At 76.5% G+C, this 17,457-nt stretch carries 11 protein-coding genes; 3 read left to right on the top strand and 8 right to left on the bottom strand.

Translation table 11 applies throughout. From position 1 onward, the window contains the following. The first annotated feature begins 3 nt into the window (after positions 1 to 3). Entirely contained in the window at positions 4 to 414 is a 411-nt protein-coding gene (locus ACFIF2_RS02305; RefSeq protein ID WP_395570748.1) for an acyl-CoA thioesterase, read from the top strand. Continuing rightward, complete coding sequence (locus ACFIF2_RS02300) at positions 411 to 1,100, top strand: hypothetical protein (protein ID WP_395570747.1); 690 nt, start codon at positions 411 to 413, stop codon at positions 1,098 to 1,100. Before ACFIF2_RS02305 ends, ACFIF2_RS02300 begins: the two co-directional genes overlap by 4 nt. Before the next feature lie 28 nt (positions 1,101 to 1,128). Here the strand turns inward: ACFIF2_RS02300 and ACFIF2_RS02295 are convergent, their stop codons facing one another. From ACFIF2_RS02295 to ACFIF2_RS02280, 4 genes are all read right to left on the bottom strand, one after another. Further along, complete coding sequence (locus tag ACFIF2_RS02295) at positions 1,129 to 2,118, bottom strand: ABC transporter ATP-binding protein (RefSeq protein ID WP_395570746.1); 990 nt, start codon at positions 2,116 to 2,118, stop codon at positions 1,129 to 1,131. Between the two features lie 138 nt (positions 2,119 to 2,256). Next, positions 2,257 to 4,977: an FtsX-like permease family protein gene (locus tag ACFIF2_RS02290; RefSeq protein ID WP_395570745.1), complete on the bottom strand. Its 2,721-nt coding sequence runs from the start codon at positions 4,975 to 4,977 to the stop codon at positions 2,257 to 2,259. Then, positions 4,974 to 8,471 carry an FtsX-like permease family protein gene (locus tag ACFIF2_RS02285; RefSeq protein ID WP_395570744.1) on the bottom strand — a complete coding sequence of 1,166 codons (3,498 nt, stop codon included), beginning with the start codon at positions 8,469 to 8,471 and terminating at the stop codon, positions 4,974 to 4,976. Before ACFIF2_RS02285 ends, ACFIF2_RS02290 begins: the two co-directional genes overlap by 4 nt. A gap of 198 nt (positions 8,472 to 8,669) precedes the next feature. Beyond that, a complete protein-coding gene (locus ACFIF2_RS02280) occupies positions 8,670 to 9,083 on the bottom strand; it encodes a globin (RefSeq protein WP_395570743.1) in 414 nt (137 codons plus the stop codon). Positions 9,084 to 9,148: 65 nt separating this feature from the next. Here ACFIF2_RS02280 and ACFIF2_RS02275 point away from each other — a divergent pair, with 65 nt between their 5' ends. Then, positions 9,149 to 10,123 carry a methyltransferase domain-containing protein gene (locus ACFIF2_RS02275; protein WP_395570742.1) on the top strand — a complete coding sequence of 325 codons (975 nt, stop codon included), beginning with the start codon at positions 9,149 to 9,151 and terminating at the stop codon, positions 10,121 to 10,123. A 15-nt stretch (positions 10,124 to 10,138) separates the two neighbouring features. On the opposite strand, the gene ACFIF2_RS02270 is transcribed toward ACFIF2_RS02275, so the two are convergent. The 4 genes from ACFIF2_RS02270 to ACFIF2_RS02255 form a co-directional block, all read right to left on the bottom strand. Continuing rightward, positions 10,139 to 11,803, bottom strand: a complete 1,665-nt coding sequence (locus ACFIF2_RS02270; RefSeq protein WP_395570741.1) for an FHA domain-containing protein — start codon at positions 11,801 to 11,803, stop codon at positions 10,139 to 10,141. A 46-nt stretch (positions 11,804 to 11,849) separates the two neighbouring features. After that, on the bottom strand, positions 11,850 to 13,196 hold the full coding sequence (locus tag ACFIF2_RS02265) for a VWA domain-containing protein (protein WP_395571029.1): 1,347 nt from the start codon (positions 13,194 to 13,196) through the stop codon (positions 11,850 to 11,852). 117 nt (positions 13,197 to 13,313) lie between these two features. Further along, positions 13,314 to 14,738: a PP2C family serine/threonine-protein phosphatase gene (locus tag ACFIF2_RS02260; protein WP_395570740.1), complete on the bottom strand. Its 1,425-nt coding sequence runs from the start codon at positions 14,736 to 14,738 to the stop codon at positions 13,314 to 13,316. A 3-nt stretch (positions 14,739 to 14,741) separates the two neighbouring features. Next, positions 14,742 to 17,456: a tetratricopeptide repeat protein gene (locus tag ACFIF2_RS02255; RefSeq protein ID WP_395570739.1), complete on the bottom strand. Its 2,715-nt coding sequence runs from the start codon at positions 17,454 to 17,456 to the stop codon at positions 14,742 to 14,744. Between the last annotated feature and the right edge of the window lies 1 nt (position 17,457).

Raw genomic sequence — 17,457 nt, 5'->3', positions numbered from 1 at the left:
ATCTTGCGGCACATCTACCGCTGCCCACTGCGCTGGGCGGACATGGACGCGTACGGCCACGTCAACAACGTGGTCTTCCTCCGCTACCTGGAGGAGGCCCGTATCGACTTCCTGTTCCGCCCGGACAAGGACTTCCAGCAGGGGTCGGTGGTGGCGCGCCACGAGATCGACTACAAGCGGCAGCTCGTCCACCGGCACCACCCGGTCGACGTCGAGCTGTGGGTCACGGAGATAAGGGCCGCGTCGTTCACGCTCACCTACGAGGTCAAGGACGGGGACGTGGTCTACGTCCGCGCCTCGACGGTGATCGTGCCGTTCGACTTCGAGGCCCAGCGGCCCCGCCGGATCACCGCCGAGGAACGGGAGTTCCTCGAGGAGTACACGGACGCCAAGGAGGGGGCCGTCGCCGCATGACGGTCCTCCACCTCGCCGACGAGGGGGAGGCCGCGGATCTCGCGGCCTTCCTCTCCAGGCTGCTCCACTACGACCGTTCGGCGGCCGTGCGGCTCCAGGCGGCCGGCACGGCCCTCGCCGTCTTCGGCCGGCCGCCCTCCTTCGAGGTGCTGGCCGTGCGCACGGCGCGGCTGGCCAAGCCGTACGAGAACGGGCTCGACGTCACGCTGGACGTGACCGTGTCCGCCGGTGAGCTGCTGGAGACGGTGGACGAGGCGGCGGCCACCGCCGGTGTTCCGGGCGCCGTGACCGGCCCTCCGTGGGCCGGGGTGCTGCCGCCGCGCGGCGGCTGGCGGCCCGAGCCGGGGCTGCCCGCCCCGGACGCCCTGCGCGCGCTGGTCGCGGCGGCGGTGGCGGAGTTCCGGTCGCGTACGGGTGAACTGGCGCCCGAGGAGCGTACGCGGGCCGAGCTGGACCGGATCGGGCGGGAGATATGGTCCCGGACGGTCGGGGAGACCGGGCTGCCGGTGCGGGCCGTGCACGCGGCCCAGTCCCTGGGCTTCCTGCGGCCCTCCGGGGCGTCCGGTTCCGGCGGGGACGCGCCGACGCTGTTCTCCTCGGGCACGTGGCTGCGGCTGCGTACGCCCTACGGGTCCGTGGCCCTGCGCCGGGCGGGCACCGGCGCCCTGGGCATCAGCGTGCGCTGAGTCGGCGCGCGCCGAACCGGGCCGCCGGTCACTCGGTTCCCCTCGCTGTCGTGCGGTTTCCCTCGCTGTCGTCCGGGCGTACCGCTATGTGGTCGGGTTCCAGTTCCAGGGCCACGCGGTCGCGCATGTCCAGGGCCCGGGTGTACTCGGCGGGCAGCTGGAGCCGGCCCGCGCGGTCTAGCATCGCGTACTCCCGGGCCACCACACGCTCGTCGCCGGTCGCCGCGTCGACCTCGCTGCGGCGCAGGACCTCCGTGGAGGTGCGGCCGTCGCGGATGGCGACCGTGCGGCTGACCTCGCCGGCCACCGCCTGGTCGTGGGTGACGAGGACGACGGTGGTGCCCAGGTGCTCGTTCGCGGTGCGGAAGGCGCCGAAGACCTGTTCCGCGGTGTGCGAGTCCAGCTCGCCCGTGGGCTCGTCGGCGAGCAGCACCGCGGGGTCGTTCGCCAGGGCCACCGCGATGGCGACCCGCTGCTGCTGCCCGCCGGACATCTGGTGCGGGCGGCGGTCGCGGCAGTCGGCGATCCCCATCAGGTCGAGGAGTTCCAGCGCCCGCGCGGCGCGTGCCGCGCGCCGTCCGCCGGTGCCGGCCAGCTGCATCGGCAGGACCACGTTCTGGGCGGCCGACAGGTACGGCATCAGGTTGCGGGACGTCTGCTGCCAGACGAAGCCCACCACCGAACGGCGGTAGGCCAGCCGGTCCTTCGCCGTCATCGCCAGCAGATCCCGGCCCGCGACCCGGGCGGCGCCGGCGGTGGGGGTGTCCAGGCCGGCCAGGATGTTCATCAGCGTCGACTTGCCGCTGCCCGAGGCGCCCACCAGCGCCATCAGCTCGCCCTCGCGGACCAGCAGGTCGAGTCCCTGGAGGGCCTGCACCTCCACACCGTCGGTGCTGAAGACGCGGACCACGCGGTCGCAGGTGATCAGGGCGTCGTGACCGTAGGCGGGACGGCCGCGGGACGCGGTGGCGCGGTCGGCCAGCTCGGCGAGGGTGGGGTCCGGGTCGGTCGTCGTCATCGGGGTCTCGCTCTCCTCGTCGCTGCTCGTCGCTGCTCGTCGCTGGTCACCGGGATCACCGGTGAGCGCCGCGGTCCTCGGTCCGGCCCGCTCGTCGAGGTCTCCGGGAAGGGGCCGCGGTGGGGCGGGCCGGCGTGGTCATCGCGTGTCCCCCGCCCGCAGTTCCGCCACCGCACCGCGTCGGCCCGACCACCACGCCTGTCCCGCCGCCACCCCCACCGTCAGCAGCAGCACCGCGACCGCCAGGACGGCCAGCGACCACGTGTCCGGGCGGAGCTGGACGCGGCCCGCCGGGGACGAGGACGCCGTCAGGGCGATCACGGTCAGGTCGACGCCGGGGGAGAGCAGCCGGATCGCCGCCCAGCCGGTCAGCACGCCCCCCACGACGGCCGGCACGGCCTGCGGCAGGGACTCCAGGACCAGCAGGCGCCGGCCCTGGGCCGGGGTGAGGCCCATGGTGCGCAGGCGGGCGAGGAGGGCGGCGCGTTCGGGGGCCGCCCCGGCGAGGGACAGCAGCAGGGCCAGGGCGGCGTAGCCGGCGCCGGCCAGGGCGGCGGCCGTGTAGACGTGCGTGGCGCCGGACTGGAGGGGCGAGTCGACGTACCGGGCGCGCTCCTCGGACCGGAGCTGCACGAGAGGGGCGTCGCCGGCCGCGCGGCGCAGCGCGTCCGCGTCCGGGTGGCCGCCGGACAGCAGCAGCGCGGTCGGCCGGGCCGCCTCGGCGGAGAGCCCGGCCCGGTCCACGACCAGGAAGTCCTCACCAGAGACCGCCGGGGTGCGGTCGCGGACGAGGACGATTCGGAGGGTGACGAAGGTGCCGTCCTCCATGCGGACCGGGAACGGCCCGGTGCCGAACCGTTCCGCGACCGCCGGGGAGGCCAGCGCCGGCAGCGGGTCCCGCGCGCCGCCCCGCCGCACCAGCTCCCCCTCGGGGAACTCCCCGAGCCCCGTCCGCGCCGCCAGCGCGGCATAGGCGCCGGGGCGCACGCCCGCGACCGGCAGGGACCGGCGGCCTTCCGCCGCCTGGGCCTGGTAGGCGACGCTCACCTCGGTCAGCGCGCGCACCCCGGGCGCCCGCGCGACGCGCTCGCGCAGGCCGGACGGCAGCGGGCCGTGCGACTCGACGCGGGCGTCGGCGCCGACCGCGACCAGCGCGGCCCGGTCCCGGGCGTCCGACACGCCGGCCAGGACCGACCCGCCGAACGCCGCCGTGGTGAACGCGGTCAGCAGCGCGAGCAGCGGCAGCACGGCGGAGGCGGACGTACGGCCCGCGCGGGCCAGCGCCAGGTGCCCCACCGCGCCGCGCAGCCGCCCGGCCGGCCGGGCCAGGCCACGCAGCGCCGGTGGATGCAGGCGGACCAGCACCAGCGCGGCGACCACCCCCACCAGCACCGGCGCGAGCGAGACCAGCTCCCCCGAGGTGCCCGCCGTACCGCGCCGGCGCAGCATCTCGACCGCGCCCAGCGCCAGCGTCACGGTCGTCAGCTCGGCGACCGTACGGCGCCGGGACGCACGCGAGGACGCCGCGTCCCGGCGGCCACCGGGCAGCCGTACGGCGCGGTGCGCGGCGGCGGCCCGCAGCGGCGGCGCGAGACAGGCCACGGCGGTGACCGCGCCCGCCGCCCAGAGCGCGGGGGCCAGCCGGGCGCCGGGCAGCGCGCACACCGCCACGGCCAGCCCGAGGGCGCCCGCGGGCAGGGCCACGACCGCCGTCTCCGCCAGCAGCCGGCCCGTCATCCCCGGCAGGGACGCGCCGCGGGCCCGCAGCAGGGCGAGTTCGGCGCGGCGCCGTTCGGCGGCCAGGGCGCCCGTCATCAGCAGTACGACGGCGGCGACCGTGCCGGAACCCGCCGCGGCGACGGCGACCAGCGGGGCGATGTCGCCGCGCAGCCGGTCGTAGGTGGACAACACGTCGTCGAGGCCGGTCTCGATCTCCGTCAACGGGCTGATCATCGCGCGCAGTCGCTCCGCGCCCGGGCCCGACTCCAGCGCGGCCACGGCGGAGTTCAGCCCGTCGAGGTCGCGGGCGTGCAGCGCGTCCGTGTCGGGCACCAGGTGCCAGTAGCGGACGGGGTCGCCGTCCGTGCCCAGCAGCGCGGGCCCCGCCTCCGGGGCGAGCAGCAGGCCGCCGCGCCAGAAGGTGCGGGCGTCCGGGCCCTGGGCCCCCGGCTCCCGCAGCAGCGAGGGGGTGCGCAGCACCGGCCACACGGACCAGTAGGCACCGTCGGGTTCACGGGGCGCGACGACGCCGGTGACGTGGACGGCCAGCCGGCTGCGCCCGGGCACGTGGACGACCGAGCCGACCTCGATGTTCAGGGCGCGGGCCGTCTCCTCGGTCACCGCGGCCTCCACCCGGGCGGTCGAAGCGGTCACCGGGCCGCCGCCGGTCCGGGGCAGCCGGCCGGAGCGGAGCCGGGCGTGGTCGGCGAGGCCCCGCGGTGCGGCCAGCACCAGCTGCGCGGGCAGTCCGTCGGGCCGGGCCAGCCACTTCTCCGGCGCCGACAGCGGTGACGTGGTGCGCACCCCGTACGCCGACCGCGACTCGTCGATGACCAGGGGGTGTTCGACGGCGTCCAGGATCGACCCGTAGTAGGCGGTGAGGTCCTTGGGGCCCAACTCGGCCTCACGGTAGGCCGGGTCGTCGTTCAGGCCGGGGCCCGCGGACACCAGGACGCTGCTCCGGTCGGGGTGCGACTGTCCGACGGCCCGGGTCAGGCCGTCGTCCGTGTACCGGTCCACCGCCCGTGGGAACGCGGCCGCCAGGCACGCGGTCAGCGCCACCAGCAGCGCCAGCGCGCCCGCGGCGCCGGGGGCGGCCCGCAGCCGGGTGCGTACCCAGGGGGCGGTCACCGGGCTCACCTTCCGCCACCTCCGTGCTGCTTGAGCGTCACCGTCGGATCCGTCCGGCGCAGCGCGAGCGCCGCGGTCACCAGCAGCGGGGCGAGCACCGTCGCGGCCAGCAGGACGGCGACCCGGTCGGACGGCAGGGTCACGTGCACGCCGGGCACGGGCCGGGCGGCCTGCGGGGTCAGCACGGTCAGCGGGATCACCGCCCGGGTCAGGACCGCCCCCAGGGCGGCGCCGGTCAGCAGGGCCAGGCCGACCAGCACGCCCTGCTCGACGGCGACCGCGCGGGCCAGCCGCGCGCGGGAGGCGCCGAGGGCACGCAGTACCGCGAACTCGGTGCCCCGGTCCCGCAGCGAACCGGCGGCGCTCACCGCGACGCCGAGCGCGGCCAGTGCCGCCGCGACCCCGGCGGCCGCCGCGAACGCCGCGCCGGGACCCGCGCCGAACGGGTCGTCGCGCAGCCGGTCGGCGACCTCGTCGCGCACCAGGACCCGGGACGGCGAGGTGTCCGGGAAGGCCCGCAGCGCGGCGACGGCCTGCTCCGTCCCGCCCGGCGCGGTCCGCAGCCACCACTCGGAGGGCGGGAGGGCTGTCCCGTACCGGCTCTGGAGCACCTGGTTCACCGCCCGCAGATCCAGCAGCAGGGCACCGCCGGAGCGCGTGGGGGAGGTGTCCTGGGCGGCGGTCGGCAGTTCCCGCACCGCGCGCACGATCCGCACCGGCACGCGCTCGCCGCCGAGCGTCACGCCGACGCGCTGCCCGGTGCGGGCGCCCGCCGAGGCGAGGAAGCGATCGGTGGCGACGGCGGTGACCTCGGGCGGCCGGGGCCCGGAGACCCGCAACCGGACGGTCAGCGCCGACGGCGTCGTGTACCGGTCCTCCGTGCGGCCGGTGGAGTACTCGACGGCGAACGGCGCCGACGGCAGCACCCGCGGCGGGGACGGGCCACCCGCCCCGGCCGGTACGGCGGCCGGCCCGGACACGTCGGAGTGCCCGGTCCAGCGGCCGGGCAGCGGCACCCGCCGCACGGCCCCGCCGGTGGCCGTGGCCGTCACCTCCCGTACCGTCAGGCGGTGTTGCTCGTCCTCGCCCGACGGCTGGGTCATGACCAGCTCCATCCCCGTCAGGGTCAGGGGGACGGCCGAGACGTCCACGGTGAGCGGGTGCTCCAGGCCGTCGGCGGCCAGCCGGCCGGCCGGCAGCCGGTACGGGGTGCCCCAGCGGTCCTCGACGGTCACCCACACGTCCGCCGCCATCGCGGACGGGGACCGGCCGAAGGCGGGTCCGGCGTCGGTGGGGGCGGTATCGGCGGGCCCGGCGTCGGTGGGGGCGGGTCCGGCGTCGGTGGGGCCGGTATCGGCGGGGTCGTCCGGCGAGGTGGGGAAGCTCCGGCCGGACAGGGTCGCCGTCAGGGTCAGGGCCGCCGTACCGGACGGCACCTCCACGCCGGTGGACGGCCGCGCGGGGGCCAGCCCGGACAGCAGCTCCGGCAGGGGCTCGTCCGCGAGGTCCGGGCGCATCAGCACGGTGTCCGCCGCGCGGGAGGTGTCCAGGGCCAGCACGGTGGCCGTCCGGCCGCCGGACAGCGACAGCGTGGTGCGGGCCGCCGGGGCGACCTCCGCCACGCCGGGGACGGCCGCGACGCGGTCGGTGCGGCCGGGTGCCGTCTCACCGGCGGCGAGCACCCGCACCGGAGCCCCCGTACGGAAGTCGGCCTGGTCGTCCTGCGAGCGGTACCAGGAGGCGCTCTGCCCGATCGCCATCGTGCCGAGCGCGACGGCGAGCACCAGCAGCAGCACCGGACCGGCTCCCCGCATCGGGCGGCGGCTCAGCTGCCAGCCCGCCAGCGCCGCCGTCAGCCCCCGCCCGCTCGCCGCCCGGCGGTCGGCCAGGCGTGCCACCAGCGGCAGCAGCCTGAGCGCCAGTACGGTCCCGGCCAGCAGCGCCAGCGCGGGCGTCACGACGAGCAGCGGATCGACGCCCAGCGTGCCGGGGTCGCCGCCGGACCCGGCAACGGACCCGGACCCGGCGCCCGGCCCGGCACCGGACGCCGACATGGTGCCGACGCCCGTGCCCGTGTCGACGCCCCCGCCCCCGCCCGTGCCGGTGCCGGTGCCCGGGTCGGAGGTCTGCCGGTCCAGTTGCCAGTAGGCGATCCCGGCGAGCACCAGCAGCGCCACGTCCGCGCCCGCGCGCAGCGGGGCCGGCAGCGGCTTCGCCCGGCCGCGGGCGCCCACCGCCGAGGACAGCGCCGGCAGCGTCACGGCCAGCGTGCACCCGAACGCCGCCACCGCCGCCACCAGCCACACCGCGCCGTCACCGTCGGCGGCGGCGTCCCACCGCAACCCGGTCCGGGCCAGGGGACCCTGCCCGGCCAGCAGCCGGATCAGCGGCCCGGCGAGCAGCGGCGCACAGAGCAGCGCGGGCCCGGCCAGCAGCAGCGCCTCCAGGGCGGAGACCCCGGCGAGTCGGACCCGGGAGGCGCCCCGCGCCCGCAACAGCCCCAGCTCTCCCGCGCGTTCGACGCTCAGCAGCCGGGCCACCAGCAGCAGCGCGCCGCCGGCGAGCAGCGCGAGCTGGAGGGCGATGACGAGGACGGTGGACCGGGACACCACCAGCGCGCGCTCGAGGCGGTCCAGGATCTCGGGCAGGGCGGTCGTCGCCGCGGTCGTGCCGCTGAGCACGGGCCGGCCGCGCAGCCACGTCGTGCCCTCGTGCGCCGCGTCCCGCAGGGCGTCCGTCCGGCCGGCCGTCAGCGACCCGTAGTCCGCCGTCACCAGCCACCCCGAGGGGCCCGCGCTGACCCGGCCGCCGTTCAGCACACCGGCCGGGGCGAGCAGCGGCCCGTACGTGGTGAAACCGCCCTGCTCGACGCCGCGCCCGTCCAGGTCGTCCAGCCGCCAGTACGGTGCCCCGCCGTCGGCCGGCCGGTACAGGCCGGTGACCACCACCCGCACCGCGGGACCGTCGAGGCGGTCGGTGAGCGTGAACCGGTCGCCGGGCCGTACGCCGAGCCGTTCGGCGGCGTTCACCGGCAGCGCCGCCTCCACGACCCCGTCGGCCGGCTCACGGGGCATCCGTCCTGCGTCGATCCGGACCTGGGTGCCGTCGAGGGCCGCGAAGTACGTCAGGTCGGGGTCGCCGGACCGCTCGGACCGGGGTCTCGCGGCGGACGGCAGCGCGTACGGGCCCGAGCGGACCAGAGTGCGCACCGTGTGCGGCAGGCCGTCGAAGGTCCTCGCGGCCCCCTCCCGCACGGCGGCGCCGGCGGCGGACCGCTGCCCGGCCGGTACCTCCGCCTTCACGACCAGCGCGGCGTCGGCCGCGTTGCCCGGGTCGGTCAGGGCGTGCCGCAGTGCGGCGTCCCCGACGGCGCCGGAGAACGCGGTCAGGGTGGCCAGTACCGTCGTGGTGAGCAGCACCGTGAGCAGGGCGGCGGCGAGCAGCAGGCGGTGCGCCCGCGCGCGCAGCAGCACGAACCCCGCGAGTCCCCCGAACCCCGCCACCCGGCCCCCCACCGCCCGGCCCCCCGGCCTCGTCCCGGCCTCGTCCCGGCCTTCGGGCGAGGATGGCAGAGGGGACGGGCCGCGGGTAACCGTTCGCGACGCGGACTTGACCGGATCGTGACCGGATTCCGGCGCCGGACGGCCGGAATCCGCGCATCACAGCCCCTGGAAGGCGCGCTCAGCCCTCGGAAGGCGCGCTCAGCCCTCCGTGTTGACCATCGAGGCCGCCGCGTACGTCAGGTACTTCCACAGCGTCGCCTCGTGCTCCTCGGAGAGCCCCAGCTCGTCCACGGCGACCCGCATGTGCTTCAGCCAGGCGTCGTGCGCCGCCCGGTCGACGGCGAACGGCGCGTGCCGCATCCGCAGCCGCGGGTGGCCGCGGTTGTCGCTGTACGTCGTCGGGCCGCCCCAGTACTGCATCAGGAAGAGCGCGAACCGCTCCTCGGCCGGTCCGAGGTCCTCCTCCGGGTACATCGGCCGCAGGATCGGGTCCTCGGCCACCCCCTGGTAGAAACGGTGGACGAGCCGGCGGAAGGTCTCCTCCCCGCCGACCTGCTCGTAGAAGGTCTGCTCCTGTAGCGTGCCGCGCCGAATCTCATTCACGCCGTCCATGGTCTCAGACGGGTGGACATAGGACTCGAGGCTTAGGACCGCCGCCGGGCCCGTACCGTGGAGGCATGGGCGGGCACCCGGAGCTGGACGGCCTCGCCGCCTCCGCGCGGGCGGAGCTGGTGCGGGAGATCGAGCTGAGCGGCGCCTGGACGGCCGACCCGGTCTGGCGGGAGTCCTTCGCGACGGTCCCGCGCCACCTCTTCGTGCCGTACTACTACGTCGGCGTCCGGGGCGGCTACGAACGCCGGTGGGGCGAGCACCCCGACCCCGGCGCCCGCGAGCGCTGGGTGCGCGGCGCCTACGCCGACGCCCCGCTGGCCACCCGGCTGCGCGACGGCGAACTGCTCTCCTCCAGCAGCCAGCCGTCGCTGATGGCCGAGATGCTGGTGGAGCTGCGCGTCACGGACGGCGACCGGGTCCTGGAGATCGGCGCCGGCACCGGATACAACGCCGCCCTGCTCGCCCACCGCCTCGGCGACGACGGCCTGGTCACCACCGTCGACCTGGACCCCGACATCACCGAGTCGGCCCGCCGGCACCTGGCCGCCGCCGGGTACCACCCGGCCGTCGTCACCGGCGACGGCGCCCGGGGCGTCCCCGAACGCGCCCCCTACGACCGCGTCCTCGCCACCTGCGCGCTGCCCTCGGTGCCGCGCGCCTGGCTCGCCCAGTGCCGCCCCGGCGGCCGGATCCTGACGCCGCTCGCCACCGGCCTGGTCGTCCTCACCGTCCGCGACGCGGAGCACGCCGAGGGGCGCTTCCTGCACACCCCCGCGTACTTCGTCCCGCTGCGCGGCGCGGAGCGGGACGAGCCGCAGACGCCGGGCCTCGGCGGAGTGCCGCGCCGGGCCCGGGAGGACGACCTGTTCCGTTTCCTGCTGGCGCTGAGCCGGGGCAGCCTCGACCCGCAGGAGGCGTACGCCCTCTGGGACCGCGAGGGCGCCCCGGGCCGCGAGCGGTACGGCATCACCGTCCGCGGCGAACGGGCCTGGGCGTGGCTGGACGACCCGGAGGGCCTGTACGCCTGGCCGTTCACCTGACGGACGGCGCCGGGGTCACCCCCGGCGGATGGTGATCGTCGTCCAGGCGCCGACGTGCACCCGGTCGCCGTCCTGGAGCGGTACCGGCACGAAGGGCTGGATCGGCTCCTCGCCGCCGTTGACCGTCGTGCCGTTCGTCGAGTTCTGGTCGACGACGGCCCAGTTGCCGTCCGGCTGCTGCACCAGCACCGCGTGCTGGTGCGAGACGCCCGGGTCCTCCGGCGGGACCGCCAGATCGATGTCCGGGGTGTCGCCGGTGGAGTGGCGGCGGCGGCCGATGGTGATCTGGTTGCCGGTGAGCGCGCGCTGCTGCTCGGGCGAGTACGCGGGCAGGTTCAGGCCCGCGGCCTCGGGGCCGGAGCGCTGCATCATCGCCATGAAGTAGTCGCGGTCCGGGCCGATGGTCGCCGTCCAGGTCGCCGGGCCCTGAGGCCGCTGCGGCTGCTGCCGCTGCGGGTGGTGGGGCTGCTGGGACTGCTGGGGCTGGTGCGGGAAACCGTAGCCGCCGCCGGGCGGGGGCGGCGGGGCCTGGCCGGCGCCGGGCTGGGGGTAGCCGTAGCCGCTGCCCTGGGCCGGACCCGGGCCGTTCGGGCCGCCGGGGCCTCCCGGTCCCCCCGGTCCTCCCTGTCCGGTGGACGGCGGGGAGAGCACCCAGTCGTCGTCGCCGCCGAAGGAGGGGCCGCCCTGCTGCGGACGGCCGGTCTCCTGCGGGAAGGCGGGCGGGGCGGGCGAACCGGACTGCTGGTACCCCTGCGGGGCACTTCCCGGCCCACCGGGTCCCGGGGGCGGCGGAACGGGCCCGGGCGGCGGCGGGACCGGCCGCGACGGGTCGGCTCCGAAGCCGGGCGGGGCGGCGGGCGGACCGGAGGGACCGTTCGGCCTACCCGGGCCGCCGGGGCCGCCGGGGCCGCCGGGGCCGCCGGGGCCGCCGGAGTTGAAGGGGTTGGAGGGACCGTTCGGGCCGCCGGGACCACCGGGGTTGAACGGGCCACCCGGACCGTTGGGACCACCCGGGCCGTTGGGGCCACCCGGACCGTTCGGACCGTTCGGACCGTTCGGACCGCCCGGGCCACCGGGACCGCCGACCGGACCACCCGGGCCGCCGGTCCGACCGCCGGGACCGCCACCCGGGCCACCCTGACCCGACGGGTCGCCGCCGAAGGGCGGGCCCGGCGGGATCGGCTCGGCGGGACGGTTCATCTGGGACGGGCGGGAGCCCTGGTAGTCGAAGGAGTCACCGCCGCCGTACGACGGACCCGTCGGCGGCTGCGGGAAGCGCCCGCCAGGACCGCCGGGACCGCCGCCGGGACCACCGCCGGGACCGCCAGGGCCCTCCGCACCGCCCGGGCCACCGGAGGCCGGCGGACGCGGGGCGGCGGGGGTGTACGACGTCGCGGTGTTGGTCAGGAAGTTCCACCGGCACTCCTCGCAGAACGGCGCCCCGCCCTCACGCGGCGTGCGGCACTGCGGGCACAGCTGAGGCTCGGCACCCGGGCCGCCCGGGCCACCGGGAGCACCCGGGCCGCCGCCCGGACCACCGGGGCCGGCGGGCGGCGGGAAGCCGTAGCCACCGCCCGGGGGCGGCGGGGGAGGGGGCGGCACGGCACCGGCCATGCGGTGACCGCAGACCTCGCACCAGTCGTCGGAACCCGACTGGTGTCCGTTCGGGCAGGTCGGCATGTCGGAGCTTCCCCCTCTTGCGGGCTGTGGACTCTGTTGTCCTGCGTCACTTCTTCACACGAACAGTCTTCGTCGACCGGGTCTCGAGAGTCATCTCGTCGGCCTCCTCGACCTTCGCTTTGAGTCGCACAGTACCTGCCGCCGCGTCGACCACGTCCACCACCTTCGCAAGCAGTTTCGCGGTATCCGCGTTTCCGGAGGCTCCCGCGAGCTGAACCGCCCGGCCCAGTTTGGCCGTTGCTCCGTCGATGTCTCCCGATTTGCGCAGATCGAGCCCCTGTTGGATGACTTGTGCCAGTTCCGCCTGCCCGGTGTAGTGGGCGACCTGGGGGTTGATCGACGTCGAGGCGGCCATGTCGTCCGTCCACACGGCCCGTACGAGACCCTGCGCGCCGAGGTTCTGCACACTGCCGTCGGGCTCGGGGATGACCAGGGAGACGCGGGCGGCCAGCATCTCCTGGCCGATGTTCGCGGCCGGTACCTCCACGCAGACGTGGTAGTCGCGGGACTCGTCGCCCCAGGAACCGGTGGGGTAGTCCCCGGCGCGCGGGCCCGCCTCGGTGCGGCGGCCGGTCAGCTCCTCGACCGTCGGGGCGACCTGCTTGACGAACTTCACGGTGGTGCCGACCGGGGTCCACAGGCGCAGGGCGACGTCCGCGACCTCCTTGCCCATGGCCGTCTCCATCATCCGCGTGAAGTCGGCGGCGAGACCGGCCGGATCGGCGACGATGTCCGCGGTGCCGAGCAGGGCGGAGGCGATCCCTGTGACTTCTTTCACTTCCCAGTCGGTGCCCACGCCCCGGGCGTCACAGGTGAAACGCCCGGCGCAGGCGTCCAGCGCCGCCTTCAGGTCCTCGGGCGACTCGTGCTCGTTGCGGCCGTCGGTGAGCAGGATGCCGTGCCGGATGGCGACGTCCGCCGACGACAGCAGGCGGTCGGCCAGCCGCAGCCACGTGCCGATCGCGGTGCCGCCGCCCGCGCTCAGCCTGCGCAGCGCCTGCTTGGCCTGCTCCCGGGTGGTGGCGTCGGCGACCGCGAGCCGGCCGCCTCCGGGGTAGACCTCCTTGGCCACGTGCGTGCCGCCGACCACCGCGAAGTGCACGCCGTCGCGCAGGGTGTCGATCGCGGCGGCCGTCGCGTCGCGGGCGTTGCGCATCTTGGTCGGCGGGTAGTCCATCGAGCCCGAGCAGTCGACCATGAGCGCCACGGCCGCGGACGGGCCCTGACCCGGCGAGTACAGGTGGGGCGCGGCGACCGCGCTCCCGATCGTGCCGCCGCCGGTCGCGGTGACCGTCACGATGGCGTTGACCTCACGGCCGCCCTCGGGCAGGTACTCGTTCTGGTAGACGTCCACCGAGAACTGCGGCACGTTCGACTTCGAGAAATTGGCCATGCCGGTTCGCATCCCCCTCTACGTCCCCACGGTGGTGGGGTGATGGCTGCTGGCGCGGACCGCCCCCTGCGGCCCGCGAGGCCACCGCGCGCGTACCCCGTGCCCTCGCGGGGGGCCTCAGGCCGATCCTGCCCCCTGCGACGGCGCCGGGAACGGCAGGAGGGCCACTGTTACGTTGTCGTGGCCCCCGCCGTCCAGGGCGTGGCCGACCAGGACGCGGGCGCTGTGCAGCGGACGGGTGGCGGCGTCGAGGGGCACGGCCTCGGCCATCTCCTCGGCCGACTCCGCGTAGTTCCACAGGCCGTCCGTGCAGACCACGACGACGCCGGGACGGTCCGGCTTGAAGGACGCGGTGTGCGGCTCCAGTTCGTACGCGTCGGCGCCGAGCCAGCCGGTGATCGCGTGGGCGCGTTCGTCGGCGTACGCCTCGGCCTCGCTCATCAGGCCGGCGGCGACCATCTGCGCGGCCCACGAGTCGTCCTCGGTGAGCCGGGCGGGCGGGGTGCCGCGGTCCACCGGCACCCAGTAGACGCGGCTGTCGCCGACCCAGCCGACGACCAGCAGGCCGGCGGTGACCACGGCGCCGACCAGGGTGCAGGCGGGGGCGTTCTGGTGCGGGGCCTGTTCGAGTGCGGTCCTCGGCTCCTCGGCCAGCGCGTTGACGGCGCGCGAGGCGGCGAGGATCGCGTCGTGCATGGCCTGCTGCGGATGCGTACCGCGCGGCAGGGCGCCGAGCAGCGACTCGCCGGCCGCCCGGGACGCGGCGAGCGAGGCGTCGTCGGGGCGGGTCGCGGAGGACACGCCGTCGCAGACGATCGCCACGGAGGCGGGCGCGCCGTCGGGCAGGGCGGTGCAGCCGACGGAGAACGCGTCCTCGTTGCGGTGGTGGCGCAGCCCGCGGTCGCTGACCGCGGCGACGGGGCCCGACTCCTGCTCCATGTGGTCGCGTTCACGGGGCTGGGCGTGCCCGCAGTTCTCGCAGTAGCCGTCGTCGTCGACCCGGCCCGTGCGGCACGCCACGCACACCTTCTCGGCCCCGGACGGAGCATTGGCCCCGGACGGTGCCGCCGCCCCGGAGGCCGTCGGCGGCTCGGCGGGGACCGGCGGCTCGGCGGCCGACCTCGGGTCCGGCGCCTGGAGCGGGTACTCGTCGGGCTCGCGCGGCCCTTCGGGGTGGTCGAACCGCACGCCGGGCGCGGCGGATTCCGGCGGGACCGCCGGCATCGGCGGCGCGGCCCGCGGAGGCGGGGGCGGCAGCGGGGAGCCGCCCGAGTCGGTGCCCGGCACCTCGGCGGCCACGTGCGGCGGGGCGGGCCGGCCGAAGCCGTCCGAGTCCCGGGCCGCGGGCCAGTCCACGCCGTCGCGCGCCGGTGACGGCGCGGGCACCACGCCGTTCATGGCGATCGTCGGGCTGTCCTCGGGCCGCGCGGGCACGGCGGACAGGTCGTATCCGCACGCACCGCAGAAACGGTCGCCCGACTCGAGGGGTTCCTCGCAGCTCGGGCACTTCGACACAGCGGCCTGCTGGGGCATCTGCGACATCAACTACACCCACGTCCGGGGGCGGTAACGATTGGCACGTTCCACCAGGTCGATCCTCTCCTCGCCGCCCCGCGCCAGACGGGCCAGCGTGCGGTACGAACGCTCCAGGCCGAAACGCAGACCGCGTTCGTCCAGGCCGCTGCCGAGCAGCGTCCGTCCCCCGGCGGCGGGAGGGACGGAACCCCGACCTCCGGAGAGTACCCAGTCCAGCGCGCAGCCGAGGACCTCCGCCGACAGCTGCTCGCGCCGCGCCGGGTCCAGACCGTACACGTCCAGCGCCTCGACCTGCCGCGCGGCGGCCAGCAGATCGTCCAGGAACGCCAGGTCGCCGGCGCTCGCCGTGCGCTGCCGCAGCCGGGCCCGGACGGCCGCCACGCGCGCGGCCGTGCAGTGGACGGACGACTCCGGCACCGACTCCAACGTCCGTACGGCACCCGTCCGGTCGCCCCCGGCGAGCTGGACCCGGGCCAGCCCGAACGCGGCGCTCACATGGCTCGGGTCGGACGCCCACACCAGGCGGTAGTACTCGGCGGCGTTGTCGAGCTGACCGAGTACCTCCGCGCACAGGCCGAGCGCCAGCTTGGGCGCGATCTCGCCCGGGAAGGCGTCGTAGACCGCGTCGAAGGCCAGGGCGGCGCCCTCGTGGTCGCCGGTCACCAGTCCGGCCAGCCCCCGGTACCAGACCACCCGCCAGTCGTCCGGGTGTTCGCCCTCCAGCGTCCGGAGGGACTCCAGCGCGCCGGGCGCGTCGCCGCTCTCCAGCAGGGCCCGGACCTGCCGCAGCCGGGTCTCGGTGGACGGCGCCGGCGCGGCGGCCAGCGCGGGCAGCAGCTCGGCCGGCGCGGACGCCATGAGCCCGGCCAGGAACCCCGCGTTGGGGTCGCCCGCGTCGACGCGGGGCACCGGCAGCGCGAGGGCGGCGGTGGGCGCGTCGGCGGGCTTGACCAGGCCCCCGGGGGGCTCGCCGACGCCGCCGACCGTGCTCACGGCGCCCGGCAGCGCGGCGCTCGCACCCGCGCCGACGGCACCCGCGCCCGGCCCGCCCGCACCCGCGCCGGTGCCGCCGGACACGCCGACGTCCGGGCCCGTACCGCCGGGCGCGCCGACGACCGCGTGGGTGCCGCCCGGCAGCGCGGGCAACGCGCCCTGGCCGGCCGGCTGCGGGGCCGCCGTACCGCGGGCGCCGCGGCGCTTCGAGCGGGTCGGCCGGGCCCCCAGCCGCGACACCTCGCCGTCCAGTCGCGGGAACAACTCCGTGTCCGTCACCCGGACCTCCGGCCCGAACAGGGTCGACACGGCGGGCCGGGCGCGGCCCGTCTGGAGCGAGACCACCTCGCGCAGCACACCCGTCAGCTGTTCCGCCATCTCCCGCGCGGAGGCGAACCGGCGGGCCGGGTCCGGGTCGGTCGCCCGCACCAGCAGGCGGTAGAACGACTCGTACCGCCGGAATACGTCGATGCTGTCGGGGTCCGGCAGCGAGTCGGCGTAGACGTTGGTGTAGCCCTGGAAGTCGAAGGTCAGCACGGCGAGCGTGCGGCCGACGGTGTACAGGTCGGACGCGACCGACGGGCCGACGTCGGCGACCTCCGGCGCCTGGTAGCCCACCGTGCCGTAGATGGCCGACTCGTCGTCGTCCATCCGGCGCACCGCGCCCATGTCGATCAGCTTGAGCTGGTCCTCGGTCTGCAGGGCGTTGTCGACCTTGAAGTCGCAGTAGAGCAGGTTGCGGCTGTGCAGGTGGCCGAGCGCCTCCAGGGCCTCGATGCCGTACGCGCAGGCCTGCTCGACCGGCAGCGGGTCGCGTCTGCCCTCGGGGGAACGGCGCGCGTTGGCGATCTCCTTCAGCGACTTGCCGCCCACGTACTCCATGACGATGTAGCCGTCGAGGGAGCCGGTGCGCTGGTCGAGGTGCTCGACGAAGTTGTAGATCCGCACGATGTTGGCGTGCTCGATCTCGGCGAGGAACCGCCGCTCGGAGATGGCCGCCGCCATCGCGTCCTGGTCGCCGGTGTCCAGCAGGCCCTTGAGGACCACCCAGCGGTCGGAGACCGCCTTGTCGACGGCGAGGTAGATCCAGCCGAGCCCGCCGTGCGCGAGGCAGCCCACCACCTCGTACTGGCCGTGCACGACGTCCCCGGCCTTCAGCTTGGGCACGAACGAGTACGGGTGCCCGCACTTGGTGCAGAAGCCCTCGGTCCGCCCCGGCCGCTCACCGCGGGCGCGCCCGACCGGCGCCCCGCAGTCCGAGCGCGAGCAGAACCGCTTGCGCTCGGGCACCTCCGGGTTGTCCAGGACCATCGCGCGCGGATCGGGCCGCGGGATCGCCGGGACCTCGACCAGGCCGGCGCCGAGGCGCCCGCGCGTGGAGGTCCCCGCGCCGGAACCCGAGCTGCGCACCGACACCGAACGGCCCGTGGAGCGGCCCGACACCGACCGCGAGAGCCGCCCCGACACCGAGCGCCTCGACTTCGACGACTGCGACGACGTACGCGAACTGCGGGCGCTGGAACGGGAACTGCCGCTGCCCGCCGAGCCGCGGGACCCGCGCGAGCCCTTCGCGCCGCCGCCGGTGACGCCGGTCGGGGCCGAGCCCACCATGCCGCCCGCGGCGACGACCGGAGCCAGGCCGCACGTGTCGCAGTACAGCTCGCCGCCGCCCATGTCCTCGTAGGTCCCGCCGCAGCCGGGACGCTGGCACGTCCGCCCTGCCTCACTCATG

This window comes from Streptomyces sp. BK79 (genome assembly GCF_044142145.1).
Classification (GTDB): domain Bacteria; phylum Actinomycetota; class Actinomycetes; order Streptomycetales; family Streptomycetaceae; genus Streptomyces.
This window is presented reverse-complemented; position numbering and strand designations above follow the sequence as displayed.